Genomic DNA, 15,631 nt, shown 5'->3' on the forward strand with positions numbered 1-15,631 from the left:
TTAAAGCCAAACTCGCACCTTATTTTTATAGGCGATAAACTCCTCTTTAAATAAAACGGTTAATGCTCTTTCTTCAGGCATTATCTGAAAACGTTGAATATAAGCAATATAAAACCCGATTAGCGCCACACTCCATACTGAGCCTAAAAAACTCGCCCAAGCTAACAAAAACGCAACAAAACCAACGTACATAGGATTGCGAGTATATTGATAAATACCTGAGGTGACTAAGGAACTCGCCTTGTCAGGTTTTAAAGGATTAACGGTAGTTTTAGCTAATCGAAAGGAAATTACCCCAGCAAGATCAAAGAAAGCACCTATACAGATAAAAATGCCAATTAACGAAAATTTTATGAGTTGCGATATGGTAATAACCGGAGTTACCGTACTTAACCACCACATAATCGCGGCAATGATTATTCCGACTAAAGGCGGCGGTATTTTATTTTCTAAAAAAGCCATCAACATCCCTTCTGAAACTGATTTTCACATTCACTTTAAGCATTCACTATCAACATTATTAATAAGCGTTGACTATAGAAAACTTCATTCATCAGTGCTACCGAACGAAAATTTAGATACCAAAGTAGACGTTAAAAATATTTAAAAACATGAGCCTATTAAGTATAGTTTTTTGACAATAACCTGTTAAACCTGATGAAAACTAAGACCACATTTCTATCATTAGATAGAAAAAATTATAGTTAAATCAGAATTCACCAATCACTAGAAACACAAAAACACCAACCATTAAAATTGATGTTTTTGGAGTTGAAATATTTAAGAAATTATTAATATTATTTCTTAAATCGACGTGATGCTAAACCAAAAATTCCTAATGCAAAAATTGCAAGTGTCGAAGGCTCAGGAACAGATACTATTAAATCTGGATCAGCTTCAGCTGAAGTAATAGCTCCAATGGCATCGATATCAGCACCAGCATATGGAAAGCCGCTTAAGCCACCATTTAAATCTGTAAGCCTTACAAAGCTATATAATTCATCTAAGATAACCCCACTGCCAATAAAAGCATCGATATCAATGCCATCTGTAGCTCCACCAACAGTACCTACAGAAAACCATGAAAAACCATCCGTACTAATATCTACATTTGCTGGCTCAATAGCATTACCAATTTCAAAAACCCATAAATCTAAAGAAGCATCACCAGAAGTTGTAAGAGAATTATCAGTGAATTGTACCGTTAAACTACCAGCACCACCAAGAGCAACCCATGTATCATTACTCCCTAAATCAGGAGCCCCAATAGCACCTAATGGATTGTTATGTGCATCACTTACACCAGTACCTTCTGTATAATCCACTATCACATCTGCAAATGAAACCGCGCCTTCAGAAAACTCAATACCATCATACGTTATTGGTGTAGCTTGGACTTTCATTATAAATAAAGAGGTAATAAGAGTGAGTGTTTTTATAAAAAGTTTAATATTCATATTTATCTCCATATAATATTTATGTAGTTAATACTTGTGCCGAATATAGTCTTCTGTACAGAAAATTCTCAAAAATATAATATCAGGCGCATGTCGTACCAAGCATTTTTTAGACCAATGACATGTAATGTATATTATTCAGAGGGATAGGTTTTTATATTTTTTGTGAAGTTAATATATGTAAAATAAACCGACACGATTAAATAAATTAAGTCAGATTGAAACTTACAGCACCCAATTTAAACAAAAACACCAATTATTCAAACGGTTAACTAATGGGGCAGTGAGCCTGTTAGTCGCTTCAGTGAATTTATTAGCGCTTATAGGCAAAGGAACCGAAGGGTTTGAACTTAAACGCGCCTAACAGACGATGATACCTTGCAGTTGTTTAACTGCTTGCTCGGGTGAAATACCGTGCGACTTCTCTGCTTCAGTTATCGCGGTAACCACAGCAATACTTTCAACACCTGTTGCATTCACCTCGGGCGCACGTTCTAACGTAATTCCACCAATAGCTACCACAGGTATTTGTTGCTCAAGGCTTTTAGGTCTTAACGCCAAGACTTGCGTTAAGTTATCAATACCTTGAATTTGCCCGGTCATGTCTTTGGTTTTAGTCGGAAATATTGCACCAATCGCAAGGTAAGATGGTTGTAATTGTTGCGCTAATAAAAATTCGTAACAACCGTGGGTACTTATCCCTAAACGAATGCCTGATTGTTGTATTGCGAATAAGTCCGCATCTTGTAAATCTTCTTGACCAATATGCACACCATATGCGCCATGCTTAATAGCTAACTGCCAATAATCATTAATAAACAATCGAGTTTTATAATCTCTTGCTAATTGAACCGCCTCAATAATTATCTGTTCCAACTCATCACTTGAGACGTTTTTTACTCGCAGCTGAATAATCTCTAGCCCTAAAGGTAATAAACGTTTTAACCAATAAAGTGAGTCGATTACAGGATAAAGGCCGAGTTTTTCATCTTGTAAATCAAGTGAACTAAAGGCAGGTAGATTTACATATTGCTTACTTAACTCATCAACAACTTTTGGAAAATAACAGGCTGTACATGGCCAACCTTGTTGCTCAAACGCACCATAATATTGGCGACCTATTAAACTATTAACCTGTTCACTTACAGGAGCGCTAGCCACTAAACCTTGGGTAATAAAAGCTTTTGTTAAGGTAAACGCATCTCGTAATAAATAACCTTGCGCGAGAAAACTTGCTAAGGCTGTAGCAAAACTGCAACCGCCACCATGACTAAACGATGTATTAATACGTGGCGAACTTAGCTGATAGCTAATCGGCGCTTTAGTTTTGTCTTGGTTGTCTTGTTTTTCAAGGCTCAATTGATTTAATTGGTGCAAGCAATAATCACTACTGCTTAGCTCATCATTACTGTGCCCGCCTTTAATAATAACCGACGTAATAGAATATTCGTGATGAATAGTTTCAGCAAGTTGCTTAATAGTAACAATACCATTTTTAGTAATATCCGTAATACTCTTCGCTAAGCTTCTCGCCTCTATCAGGTTCGGCGTAATTACATCAACTTGTTGTAATAAAGGCGTTAATTGCCACATAGTCATCGCATTAAAGCTACCGCCAACACTGGCTTGACCAACGGGATCATAAACGCTGAGTAAGTTAGGAAAGCGTTGTTTGTAGTCAATCAATAATTGCGTTAACCATTGCACTTGCTCAGCATTTGCTAGTAAACCAATTTTGATGACCGATGGCGGTTTATCATCTAATAAGATATCTGCCTGCTGCGCTAATATATCCACTGAAACCGCATTAACAGCAATGAGTTGAAAAGAATTCTGCACCGTATTCGCGGTAATAAGTTGGCAAACCTCAACACCTAAACCATGTCCTGTTTTAATATCAGCGGCAATACCTGCACCGCCCGAGCAATCGCTACCTGAAATGGTCCAGATGATTGGTTTTTTCTTGTTTAAATGGTTCATGTTTTATTGTTCTAAAGTTTAGGTTTAAATTCTGGTTTAAATTATTTAAGCGCAAATATTAAGAATTACATTTATTGAAGTTGTAATACCGAAGAGCAAGGAAATAGCACGGAGTTGACGCTAGTCAATGAGTACTTTTGACGAAGTTATTCGGTATTACAGCAAAAATAAATTAATTCTGGTGCCAGAAAGGTGTGTCTAGGGTCGGCGTCGATGGGTGTGCGGTTTGACGTTGTTGCATTATACCTGCTACGTAACCCTGCTCCCCTGCTTGTAACGCTTGCGCAAATGCTTTCGCCATCAAAGTCGGATTATCAGCCAGCGCTACTGCGCTATTAAGCAAAACACCGTCATAACCCATTTCCATGGCTAAACACGCATCCGATGGTTTACCAATGCCAGCATCTAAAATCAGTGTCGCATCAGGCAAACGTAAACGAATAGTTTCAAGGTTATACGGGTTCATCAAACCTTTACCTGTACCAATGGGCGATGCCCACGGCATGATCACTTCACAACCTAAATCATATAAACGTTGGCATAATACTAAATCGTCGGTGCAATAAGGCAGCACTTTAAAACCATCAGTAATAAGCTGTTCAGTAGCTTGTAATAACTCAATAGGATCAGGTTGTAAGTTATAATCATCACCAATCACTTCAAGTTTTATCCAATCGGTTTGAAATATTTCTCGACTCATTTTCGCGAGCGTTACCGCTTCTTTTGCGGTTTTACAGCCTGCAGTATTTGGCAATAAATAACCGTTAGTTTCGCTAATAATATCTTGAATATAGGTCCAGATTTGTTGACCTGATTGCTCATTCGGGTTTTGTCTTTTTAATGACAAGGTAACCACTTTTGAACCACTAGCTAAAATCGCTTGTTTCATTACTTGTGGTGACGGATAAAGCGCGCTACCAATAAGTAAGCGGCTGTCTAATTGGGTTCCGTAAATATTTAACGACATAACTTTTATCCACCTTGAATCGGTTGTAACACATCTAGGCTATCGCCACTTTTCACTAGCGTTGTGTCGTAATCGGCTTTCCCGACAAAATCACCATTTAGCGCTACTGCAAAGGTACTTTGCTGAGGCGTTTCAAAATGAAAGGTTAGCGCGGCACTAACATTAATGCCTTCTGCTTGACTAATGGGATAAGCTTGTCCGTTAATATGAATGTTCATGTTCTGGCTCTTCTTTCGATACTTTAGCTAATTGCGCCTGCTCTTCACGCCCTGTAACAGTTACAGGTAGTAAATCGTTATGTGGCAATGCGTTATTAGTATTATTTAAAAAATTAGTAATGACGGCGAGTGATTGCTCAAGTACTACAGGTGCAATTAAATAGCCATGGCGGTATAAACCATTCACTTGAATTAGTGAATCTTGCACTATTATTTTGGGTTGATTATCACTAAAGGCAGGTCGGCATTGGCTAACATGTTGACGAATATTCGCTTCGGCAAAACCTGGATGCACACTATAGGCGGCACTAAGTAACTCCATTGCCGAACGTACTGTCATCGGTGACATATCATCGCTCTCAATTTCAGTTGCGCCAACCACATAATAACCATTACCTTTGGGTGCAATGTATAGCTGATACCTTGGGTGCATTAAGCGGATTGGTCTTGAAATATTAACGTCTGGTGCGAACAACTGAAACAACTCACCACGCACTGAACGTAAATCAGTTAGCGGCGCACAGTCTTTGTTTGAGCTGTCTGTAGAACTGCTGTTTGAGGTACTTGCTACTCGACTATTTTTAAGACTTGCGCCCGTGCCTCGACAGTCAATAACCAAGTCAAATTGTCTACTTTGCTCTTCATTATTATGTAAGTATTTTACTGTACTAAGCTTTATAGAAACTTCAATATCAACAACCGTACATGCGCTTAACCATTGCAATTTATTGCTAGTAATCTTACCTGTTTTATTTAACTCGCTATCCGTGTCGTTTTCATTTTCATTTTCAAGTTCAAGCTGTTTACGCAAAGCGATTAATAAACGGCGATTACCCACCTGCCCTTCTTCAGGCAGGTATAATCCTTGATTAAAGCTGCGACCAATTTCTGGCTCAAGTGCCGTTAACCCTGCACGATCTAAAGTCTGCACAGGGTCATCAGGATAGTTATTTTTTAAGTGCCGAACAAAACGCTGATAATCACCTTTGTCTTGCTCGTGACTAACCATAATCGCACCAGTTTGCTGAAATATGGTGTGCTCTTGCAAGCTATCAAGAATAGTTGGCCATAGCGCTAATGACTTAAAGCCCATTTCAACAATATTCGGCTCACAATGTAAAGATTCGCCTAACGGCGTTAACAAACCCGCAGCCGCATAAGCAGCACTGTTGTGTGCTTGTTTAGTATCTTTATCAAAAAGCGTGATAGTAACGGGGTCACTTTGCTGCTTTCTTAGTAAAGAAAGTGCAAGTAAACGCCCCATTAACCCTGCGCCAACAATGGCAATATTCATAAGATATCCATCAAAGATAATTCAACCAATGGATTCCCGACAAGACAACTCGGGAATGACGATAAAATACCAAACAGTGTTCGAATGACAGAAAGATCATAAAGCTCACCTGCTTAATTCGTCATCCCCGAAGTCTCCTGTCGGGGATCCAGTTTTATATCACTTCAAAAACACGTGACTTCTTCCTGTCACGTCGACAAGATAACTCGGGAATGACGTAAAGAGTGCAAGTGCAACTTGTTATAGTTAACAAATCACGGTCTAATTCGTCATCTTCGAAGTTTCTGATCGAAGATCCATTGTTTACCTAAAGTGTAAGTTAAACCAATCTGATTTAACTTACACTACATCAACTAGTTAACTAATCAGCTAACTGGTAAATTTCACTACCGGTTGCTTTAAACTCAGCCGATTTTTCTTGCATTGCTTTTTCTATGGCTTCGTCAGAAGTTAACGTAATAGTTTCATCCAGTAATTGGATCTTAATGGCATTTTTACCTTCAAGATCAGCCGCATAATCACGTACTTCTTGTGAAATCTTCATTGAACAGAACTTAGGGCCACACATTGAACAAAAATGCGCTACTTTACCTGACTCTTGTGGAAGTGTTTCATCGTGGTAAGCTTTAGCGGTTTCTGGATCTAAACCAATGTTGAATTGATCGTACCAGCGGAATTCAAAGCGCGCTTTACTCATCGCATTATCGCGAATTTGCGCACCTGGATGACCTTTGGCTAAATCACCAGCATGGGCAGCGATTTTATAGGTAATTAAACCTTCTTTAACGTCTTCTTTGTTTGGTAAACCTAAATGCTCTTTCGGTGTTACATAACAAAGCATGGCACAGCCGTACCAGCCAATATTAGCAGCACCTATACCTGAAGTAATGTGGTCGTAACCTGGAGCGATATCAGTAGTTAATGGGCCTAATGTGTAGAAAGGCGCTTCACCACAATGCTCTAATTGCTCGTCCATGTTTTCTTTGATCATGTGTAGTGGTACATGACCTGGACCTTCAATAATAGTTTGTACGTCATGTTTCCAAGCTATTTGGGTTAATTCACCTAAAGTACGTAACTCTGAGAATTGTGCTTCATCGTTGGCATCAGCCACTGAACCAGGACGTAAACCATCACCTAATGAGAATGACACATCGTATTGCTTTAAGATTTCACAAATGTCTTCAAAGTGCGTGTAAAGGAAGTTTTCTTTATGATGCGCTAAACACCATTTCGCCATGATTGAGCCACCGCGAGAAACAATACCTGTAACACGTTTTGCTGTCATTGGTACGTAACGTAATAATACGCCAGCATGAATCGTAAAGTAATCAACACCTTGCTCTGCTTGCTCAATCAGCGTGTCACGGAAAATTTCCCACGTTAAGTCTTCAGCAACACCATTTACTTTTTCAAGTGCTTGATAAATAGGCACGGTACCAATAGGTACTGGCGAGTTACGCATGATCCACTCACGGGTTTCGTGAATGTTACGACCCGTCGATAAATCCATTACCGTATCTGCGCCCCATTTAGTTGACCATACTAGTTTTTCAACTTCTTCTTCAATACTTGAAGTAACGGCTGAGTTACCAATGTTGGCGTTAACTTTAATTAAGAAGTTACGACCAATGATCATTGGCTCACATTCAGGGTGATTAATGTTTACTGGGATAATTGCACGACCGCGAGCGACTTCATCACGAACAAACTCAGGGGTGATTTGCTCAGGAATGCTAGCACCAAAAGATTGACCTTTATGCTGCTGTAGTAAAATTTCATCTTTTACTTCTTGACGCTTTAGGTTTTCACGAATAGCAATGTATTCCATTTCTGGGGTGATAATACCTTGGCGTGCGTAATGCATTTGCGTTACGTTTTTACCTTTTTTGGCAATACGTTTGGTTGGTAAGTGCTCAAAGCGAATTTCGTCAACGTTTTCATCATCAAGACGTTCTTGCGCAAATTTTGAGTGGGTTGTCGTGAATTTTTCTACATCGTCGCGAGCATCAATCCATGTTTCACGTAAACGTGGAATACCTTTGTGTACGTCAATATCTACGTTTTCATCCGTATAAAAACCTGAAGTATCGTAAACACAAAGTGGCTCATTTTTTTCGTAAACAGGATTTTCTTTACTGCCACTAACTAAAGTATCCGTTAAGGTAATTTCACGCATACCGACTTTGATATCGTGAATTTCACCTTGCACGTATATTTTTTTAGAATTAGGGAACGATTGGTCTGAAACATTTTTTAAAAATGCTGCTGCCGCTTCACGTTTTTCGCGGCGAGTTTGTGGTTTTTTCACAGGTTTTTCAGCAGAACTTTCTGCAGCATTAACAATATTATCGTCTATTGGGTTAGTCATGGATCGCACCTTGTTTTTGTTTTTCTGAGCCCTTTTAAGTAAAGGTCAGAATAAAATAAAAATAGGCGGAGTTTTCTGTCATTAATTCCTACTTATTGCTAAGTAAGTAAACAGAAGAGGCAAAAAGAGTTTGTTAGAAATTAAGCGCACAGGCTTAGTCATTCTCTCTTGTTTCCTACGCAGATACTAATCTGATCAGGTTTTACGGATCCCGCTTTCGCGATCTCAGCCTTTGGCACTCCGACAAGTGTGTGATGATTACGTTATACAAAACCGTAGTTTTACAAATAGGTAACAAATCACGCTGAGATTCTAACGTGAGAATTAGATATATAGCAAGTAATAATATCTAAAGCTAATAGAAAGGATATATCAGAAACAAATAACGCCTCACGAAGAGGCGTTATTTTAATCACTATAAAGAACTATATAGCTTGAATAGCGTAACGATTAAATAAAATTAACCTAGTAGTTTACCTAAACCTTCAGTTAATATATTTTTAGCGTCAGCACCATCATTGCTATCAAAATAAGAGCTTGCTACAGATACAAATTGACTGATCATTTCAGAATCTAAACCTAAAGCTTCAAATTGACTTTTCACTGTATTAATCATTTTTAATGTGTCGCTATACTCAGATGCTTGATTAAGTAAACCACCTAAGCCTTCGCTAGAGTCACCACTTAAACTACTGATTGCAGGCATACTGTCAAGAAGGCCATCCATATTAGGTACAGCTTCAGCTAATTGACCAAATTGATCTGCTGAAACATTGCCTTTTACATAATTAAAAATTGCTCCCATACCGCCAGATGCTTGTTCACTGTCAACATTTAACGAACTTGTTAACATATCAACTAAGCCTTTGCTCGCTGTAGCTGTTGTATCTTCAACTTTAGCTGCAGCTACTGTGGATTTTTCTGCCATGGCATTTTTTTCAGCTGACACTTCATCTTTAGTTTCTTCTAAACCGACAAAGCTTTTAACACTATCAAACCAGCTTTTTTCTTCTGCTAGCGCTGAAGTACTTAGTACAGTAAGAGTTAGTAATAAAAATATTCTTTTCATAAATTTTATCCTTTGTTTCATGAATTAAGATTGTTAATAGTGAGATTATACAGCAGTTATTACAAAATAATGAGTAAATATCTAGCAAGTAATCAATAATTTAACGGCTTATCGTTTTAGATGGTTAACGCCCCAGAATTTGTCATCTTTTGAGAGTAAAGACCAGCCTTGTTTAATGAGTGACTGTCTAATAAAACGATTAAGCACGCCATGAGCAAACAACACCACATTGTCATGCTTTTCAGCTAATAAAATTAATTGTTCCGCGGCTTTATTTGCGCGAACTTTAGCTTGTGAAAAAGACTCAAACGGTCCTTTAACACCAAGTAGCCAAAGTATTCTTGAAAGATAAACCCAATGCCAAGCTTTTAATTTAAACGGTAACTTATAACGCGGTATTTCCATTTCCCGATACAACTTATCGGTAACTTGAGGTGATCTACCAAGATAAATTTGAGCAGAATGTACGGCGCGCTTTAAGTCGCTAGCAACACAATAAAATGAGTTAAATTGCTGATCAATTACTTTAGGTCGACTATTATCAGCCACCATAGAAGCATTATAGCGTTTAACCCATTGAGTATAATCAGCAGCATTAAGTACAGGATTAATAGCAGACATGGGCTTGCCATGTCTAATTAAAGTGATTTGCATAACGACTTAAAGAAAAAACATACCTATGTACAAGAGATATACTGACGTGAACACCATAACGCTAATGGTCGTCATCATGCCAAAAATTCTGAATTTCAGGTTTTCATTTTCTTGGCTCACACCGTAAGCATGAACAACCCGCGCGATTAATAAAGATGCGCCAAGAATATGCATAAGCACTGAGTTAGTCTGTTGTGTTTCAAGAAAATATAAAAGCACAATCGCAAACGGCACATATTCAGCAAAGTTAGCATGCACTCTTATCGCTCTACTTAATTTATTGTTGTCACCATCACCAATTGAAACACGAGCAACCCTACGTGCACCAATCGTTTTAAATGTTAAATATATATAAACTAATGCGAGAATCGCAGCATAATAAATGGTAATAAACATAAAGCTTCCTTGTCTGTTCTTTTAACTGTCTAAACTTGATACCTAATTAGTATTTATAAGTAATCTTTGAAAAACAGTTGTATTTAAGTAACGCCAATATCCCATAGTTTATGTAAGAAGTATACGCACAAATAAATGTCTATTCTTCAGTATTAATTTACAAAATAATACTTACAATATGTTTGCTAAAAACACTAATAATGAATCACTATCTTCGCTCGTTATGGGGTGTTTTCAACTCGCTCATTTGATTTGCTCCATTGCTTTGGCGACTGTCCATACATCCGTTTAAACTCTCTACTAAATTGAGATGAGCTTACATAACCAACTTCCATTGCTGCAACATTTACGTTCGTCCCTCCTGCTATTTTCGTTGCCGCATTATTTAGCCGCATTGATTTTACAAACTGCATTGGCGACATATTGGTCGCTTGTTTGAATTTACGATGAAATACCGCTCGGCTCATGCCAATTTGATCTGCCATATCTTCAATAGTCATTACATCACTTAAATTAGATGATAAGAATTCAATCGAGCGAGCAATTTCATTGCCAACGCCAAATGCACGCTTAAAAGCGTTTCCTGATCCACCTTTTAATATCGTGTAATAAAGCTCACGCAACCTACTATCACCAAGTATTGCTAGGTCAGCGGGGTTATCTGTAACAAGCAAAAGCCGATAAAGCGCGTCAGTAAAAGCTTGGTCCCATTGTGATGTTGATAACCCCTGCGGATGTAAGCTGTTTTTAGGCGTACGAGATATGCCTATTGTACTTTCCATCTCAAGCACTAGCTCAGTCATCACTCTTGTATCTAGTGAAATGTAGACACCCAGCAGAGGATTATCTATTGATGCTTCAGGTGTACCAGTTTCAATTGGCATCGACATAGTGCAACAGATGTATTTTTTGTTATCGTAAAAGTGCTTCTTCCCATCCAATATCGCTTCTTTATTGCCACTGACAATTGCCGTTACTGAAGGTTCATAAACTGCAGGTGCACAGTTAATGGGTTCTGTAATCCTAAATAACTGCACCCCATTAACGCCAGTTTCCATTAAACCGCTTGCGCTAACTCTTATGTTAATAAAGTGTTCAATTAATGCTTTGCTCATAAAAATTACATCGTAAAATAAAGTTAACTCAAAGTATCACCAAACACTTACTCACTCAACACAGTGATACAAATAGGCATTTTTTAGCGATTATTCAGCCTATTTATTATATTAAATTGATTTTATAGTGCACTTATATTGAAGCTTTAGCTTTTTATCATTAACGATAAGTTGGAAGGTAATCATGACTATCAAAAATCAATTTGGCCCTAAAGGTTGGGCGCCAGAAAATATTGACTCACTTGTTGGGAAGAACTATCTAATTACAGGCGCGAATACTGGCGCAGGATTTCAAGCAACACGCATACTGTTATCGAAAGGTGCCAAGGTGGTAATGCTAAATCGTAATCCAGTAAAATCAGAAGCTGCAATTACTGAGCTAAAAAATGAATTTGGCGAAACCGTAGAAGTGAGCTTCATAGAGATGGATTTAGCGAACCTTAGTTCAGTGCGTAAAGCAGCGAAAGAAGTTTTGGAGAAAGAATTTCAAATTGATGCCTTTATTTGTAATGGCGCAATCGCACAAATTGCTAAGCAAGAAATTACCGTAGACGGTTTTGAAAGCCAGCTAGGTGTCAACCACTATGGACATTTCTTACTGTGCGGGTTGTTATTTTCTCGCATTGAAGAATCAAAGGGGCGTATTGTCGTGGTCTCGAGTGAAGGTCACAAAATGGGACTAAGAACAATCCAGTTTGAAGATATGAATTGGAACAGAAACTATCACCCAAATAAAGTTTACAGCCAAAGTAAATTAGCACAAATGATGTTTGCTTATGAACTACAAGAAAAAGTCAAAACAGCAGGTAAAAATGTCAAGGTTTATGTCTGTCATCCGGGCGCATCAAATACGTCATTAATTAGAGAAAGTGCTAGTTTAGCAACACGATTATCTTGGGCATTTATGGTGAAAATAGGACTTGCGCAGACCGCTGAAAAAGGTGCTTACCCAGAGGTGATGTGCGCCACTGAAGATAACTTAAAAGAACGAGCATATTACGGCCCAACAGGAGTAATGAATTTTGGCGGCCCCGTAGGTGAATGTAAGCTTGAACCATTTGTTTTAAACAAAGATGTGCTAGCTAAGTTATGGACACTTTCTGAAAAAGAAACTTCGTTTAATTGGCTGCTTTAACTCTGCCAACTCTTTAAATTTAGGAAGATGTCATGAAAATATTCATGTTATTTTTAGGATTCTTTATGTTTACTCCCATTATTTCATCAGCTATTGACAGTCACAATGTGTTAAATGCTTCGCAAACTAACAGCCAAGAAACAGTGCAAGACAGTGACGGCAATATTTATCGTACGGTGAAAATAGGCGAGCAAACCTGGCTTGCAGAAAATTTAAGAACGACTACGTATCAGGATGGAAGTAAGGTAAATACAGGCTTTATTCCAGATGATGACGCGAATAACTTGTTAACCTACGGTCGACTTTACGATTGGCATGACGCTACTGATGAGCGCAACATATGTCCAAAAGGCTTTCGAATAGCATCAGATAACGACTGGAAGCAGCTTGAAAAAGCTATAGGTATTTCAGCGCAAGCAGTCGAACAAGAAGGCTGGCGAGGCGAAAATGATATTGCAATCACCCTTATGGCAGAGCGACCAGATACGTTTTTTAAAAGCTTTGATCAATCACAGGTAAACAAACACCAATTCTCTGCAACGCCTGCTGGCGTAAAGCTTGGTAATTGGTATATCACCCAGGGTATGTATACTGAATTTTGGACAAGTAGTAGTGCGAGCGAAAAACATGCTTATGCTAGAACACTTGCTTATTCTTGGTGGAATATTCATAAAGGGGAAATTCGTCGTGAAAAGTTAACTAAGCGCTATATGTTTTCATTACGCTGCGTAAAAATTTAGTTAAAGTTAACTCTAAAGCTATGCCTAAAGTAATACCTAAAGTTATGAGTAAAACAATACCTATAGCATTCATATTGCTTGTGTTTTTGAATATGCTCGGTTGTGCAAATTCAGACGTTCATACTGCTACATATCAGCCAGATGATGAGCTTGTGGTGCTTGCTCACGGCTTAGGAAGAAGTGATTGGGCGATGTGGCGATTTGCTCAACGTTTAGAAAATGCAAACTATAAAGTTTGTCGTTTAGATTATGCCACTATAGGTGAAAGTGTCGATACTGTTTTGACACAAACCACTGCACAAATTGACAGCTGTATATTACATGCTCCCAAAGTTCATTTCGTCGGGCACTCCCTAGGCGGACTAGTTATTAGGGCATACCTACAACAAAACATTCACAAATTTTCAAATGCTAGCCTTGGAGAAGTCGTCCTTATAGGTACACCAAATCATGGCAGTGAATTGACTGATCACCTAAACGACTCATGGCTAATGGCAATAGGAGGAGGCATTAGTCGCGCCCTCGTTACAGGGAGTAATGGCTTAGGCAACCAACTCGAAGAGTTAGATATAAATTTAGGCATCATCGCAGGTACAAAACCTTCTAATCTGACCAGCGAGTATTTTATAGGACCAAATGATGGCTTAGTTTCAGTTGAATCAACAAAGCTAAAAAGCATGAGTGACTTTATTGCTATTGAAGTGGGTCACTCTCAAATGCGATATAACCTAGAAGTTGCTGAGCAAACTATTTATTTTTTACAAAGAGGGGCTTTTAAGTAATGAGGTTAACTATTAACCTCATAGCTGACTTCACACTTGAACGTTTTGAATGTCTGCAATATCAAATGATCGATGTTAGAAATATCTATGGCTTACTTCAATGATAGATGATTATTTAACCCCAAGTGTGTACTTACTTATAAACATACCATTAATAAGATGAATATAGATAGATACATTATCTGCATATCATGTAGGACTTCAAAACTTAACCTTGCTGGATTTTTTTATATTTAAACTGGATCCCACACAATTTAAATAATCGACCAAAGTTAAAGCTTGCCTTTAATTACAGCCTGTATATACTACCAGTAACACTGTCTAAATTTACAGGCTACGTTTAAATAGTAGCCAACTAAATACCTCACTCAGTAATCTAATTAAAGCAAGGCTCATATTATGATAGATCCAACTGCAGAATTACGTCCACTTACCAATCGACAACAGCAAATTTATGATCTCATTAAAGAGAAAATTCAAGAAACAGGTATGCCGCCAACACGAGCAGAAATTGCCAAGTTTTTTGGTTTTAAATCAGCTAATGCCGCTGAAGAACATTTAAAAGCGCTAGCTAAAAAAGGATACATTGAAATGCTTGCGGGTACGTCTCGCGGTATTCGTTTAACGGAAGAGTTGGACGAAGAAGAGCTTGGCTTGCCACTTATTGGTCGAGTGGCTGCGGGTGAGCCTATTTTGGCAGAAGAGCATGTTGAAGATCATTACAAAATGGATGGTAGTTTATTCCATCCTGTTGCTAATTATTTATTACGAGTGCATGGCGAAAGCATGAAAGACATTGGTATTATGGATGGTGATTTACTTGCCGTACACCAAACAACTGATGTACGTAATGGTCAAGTTGTGGTTGCCCGTGTTGAAGAAGACGTGACTGTTAAGCGCTATAAACGTGAAGGTAATATTGTTTATTTACACGCTGAAAATGAAGACTTCTCTCCGATCAAAGTCGATTTAACAAGTCAGGCATTTAATATTGAAGGTATTGCAGTAGGTATTGTTCGCAGCGGTCAATGGATGTAATTTGATCAAATCATTATTACTAATTTACCTATATTCATGTAAATAACATTAAGGTCATAAACGATTTCGTCGTTTATGACCTTTTATATTTTATGCACTGAAAAAAACTTTCCCCCTACAAATTTATCTTGCAAACATACAAAACCTTAACACACCAACACCTCCCGTCATTTAGAGTTATTACTCCATTGAATTAATTAGCTTTTTTAATAATAGTTAGCTATAAAAACATTTGACCGCAAACAACTTTTAGCGTAATTCTAGCTATTAAGGCGAATAAAAAACGAACACAAAAAGAATGAAAATACGTCAATTTGTTAATCAGGTATAGCACTAATTATTTAGTGCTATACCTGATTATAAATTCTCGTCTATGTTTAAAATATAATAATAAAACGACAGATATTCAGTTCAG

At 37.9% G+C, this 15,631-nt stretch carries 15 protein-coding genes and 1 riboswitch; of the genes, 4 read left to right on the forward strand and 11 right to left on the reverse strand.

All coding sequences use genetic code 11. From position 1 onward, the window contains the following. From KO502_RS02240 to KO502_RS02290, 11 genes are all read right to left on the reverse strand, one after another. Positions 1 to 462, reverse strand: coding sequence for an isoprenylcysteine carboxylmethyltransferase family protein (locus tag KO502_RS02240; protein WP_216020936.1), 462 nt, complete (start codon positions 460 to 462; stop codon positions 1 to 3). A gap of 335 nt (positions 463 to 797) precedes the next feature. Further along, the gene (locus KO502_RS02245; RefSeq protein ID WP_216020937.1) at positions 798 to 1,457 is read right to left on the reverse strand and encodes a PEP-CTERM sorting domain-containing protein; all 660 of its coding nucleotides are present in this window, start codon (positions 1,455 to 1,457) and stop codon (positions 798 to 800) included. A gap of 360 nt (positions 1,458 to 1,817) precedes the next feature. Continuing rightward, positions 1,818 to 3,437 (reverse strand): thiamine phosphate synthase, encoded by a 1,620-nt coding sequence (gene thiE / locus KO502_RS02250; protein WP_216020938.1) that lies wholly within the window; start codon positions 3,435 to 3,437, stop codon positions 1,818 to 1,820. 172 nt (positions 3,438 to 3,609) lie between these two features. Then, the gene (locus KO502_RS02255) at positions 3,610 to 4,404 is read right to left on the reverse strand and encodes a thiazole synthase (RefSeq protein ID WP_216020939.1); all 795 of its coding nucleotides are present in this window, start codon (positions 4,402 to 4,404) and stop codon (positions 3,610 to 3,612) included. Positions 4,405 to 4,409: 5 nt separating this feature from the next. Continuing rightward, positions 4,410 to 4,622: a sulfur carrier protein ThiS gene (gene thiS, locus KO502_RS02260; RefSeq protein ID WP_216020940.1), complete on the reverse strand. Its 213-nt coding sequence runs from the start codon at positions 4,620 to 4,622 to the stop codon at positions 4,410 to 4,412. Further along, positions 4,606 to 5,916, reverse strand: a complete 1,311-nt coding sequence (locus KO502_RS02265) for an FAD-dependent oxidoreductase (protein WP_216020941.1) — start codon at positions 5,914 to 5,916, stop codon at positions 4,606 to 4,608. Before KO502_RS02265 ends, thiS begins: the two co-directional genes overlap by 17 nt. A 361-nt stretch (positions 5,917 to 6,277) precedes the next feature. Continuing rightward, on the reverse strand, positions 6,278 to 8,287 hold the full coding sequence (gene thiC / locus KO502_RS02270) for a phosphomethylpyrimidine synthase ThiC (protein WP_252730454.1): 2,010 nt from the start codon (positions 8,285 to 8,287) through the stop codon (positions 6,278 to 6,280). 155 nt (positions 8,288 to 8,442) lie between these two features. Continuing rightward, positions 8,443 to 8,540: riboswitch (TPP riboswitch) on the reverse strand. Between the two features lie 207 nt (positions 8,541 to 8,747). After that, a complete protein-coding gene (locus KO502_RS02275; protein ID WP_216020942.1) occupies positions 8,748 to 9,356 on the reverse strand; it encodes a DUF2780 domain-containing protein in 609 nt (202 codons plus the stop codon). A gap of 108 nt (positions 9,357 to 9,464) precedes the next feature. After that, a complete protein-coding gene (locus KO502_RS02280; RefSeq protein WP_252730455.1) occupies positions 9,465 to 9,977 on the reverse strand; it encodes a histidine phosphatase family protein in 513 nt (170 codons plus the stop codon). Between the two features lie 39 nt (positions 9,978 to 10,016). After that, on the reverse strand, positions 10,017 to 10,406 hold the full coding sequence (locus KO502_RS02285) for an MAPEG family protein (protein WP_216020944.1): 390 nt from the start codon (positions 10,404 to 10,406) through the stop codon (positions 10,017 to 10,019). 221 nt (positions 10,407 to 10,627) lie between these two features. Beyond that, positions 10,628 to 11,521 (reverse strand): AraC family transcriptional regulator, encoded by an 894-nt coding sequence (locus KO502_RS02290; RefSeq protein WP_216020945.1) that lies wholly within the window; start codon positions 11,519 to 11,521, stop codon positions 10,628 to 10,630. A 184-nt stretch (positions 11,522 to 11,705) separates the two neighbouring features. Here KO502_RS02290 and KO502_RS02295 point away from each other — a divergent pair, with 184 nt between their 5' ends. The 4 genes from KO502_RS02295 (at position 11,706) to lexA (ending at position 15,216) form a co-directional block, all read left to right on the forward strand. After that, positions 11,706 to 12,656 (forward strand): SDR family oxidoreductase, encoded by a 951-nt coding sequence (locus KO502_RS02295; RefSeq protein ID WP_216020946.1) that lies wholly within the window; start codon positions 11,706 to 11,708, stop codon positions 12,654 to 12,656. 32 nt (positions 12,657 to 12,688) lie between these two features. Continuing rightward, positions 12,689 to 13,396, forward strand: a complete 708-nt coding sequence (locus KO502_RS02300; RefSeq protein WP_289846765.1) for a fibrobacter succinogenes major paralogous domain-containing protein — start codon at positions 12,689 to 12,691, stop codon at positions 13,394 to 13,396. A gap of 92 nt (positions 13,397 to 13,488) precedes the next feature. Beyond that, on the forward strand, positions 13,489 to 14,178 hold the full coding sequence (locus KO502_RS02305; protein WP_252730462.1) for an alpha/beta fold hydrolase: 690 nt from the start codon (positions 13,489 to 13,491) through the stop codon (positions 14,176 to 14,178). A gap of 399 nt (positions 14,179 to 14,577) precedes the next feature. After that, positions 14,578 to 15,216 carry a transcriptional repressor LexA gene (gene lexA / locus KO502_RS02310; protein ID WP_216020949.1) on the forward strand — a complete coding sequence of 213 codons (639 nt, stop codon included), beginning with the start codon at positions 14,578 to 14,580 and terminating at the stop codon, positions 15,214 to 15,216. Positions 15,217 to 15,631 lie beyond the last annotated feature (415 nt).

The sequence above is a fragment of the Colwellia sp. E2M01 genome, from assembly GCF_018860585.1.
In the GTDB taxonomy this organism is placed as follows: Bacteria; Pseudomonadota; Gammaproteobacteria; order Enterobacterales; family Alteromonadaceae; genus Colwellia.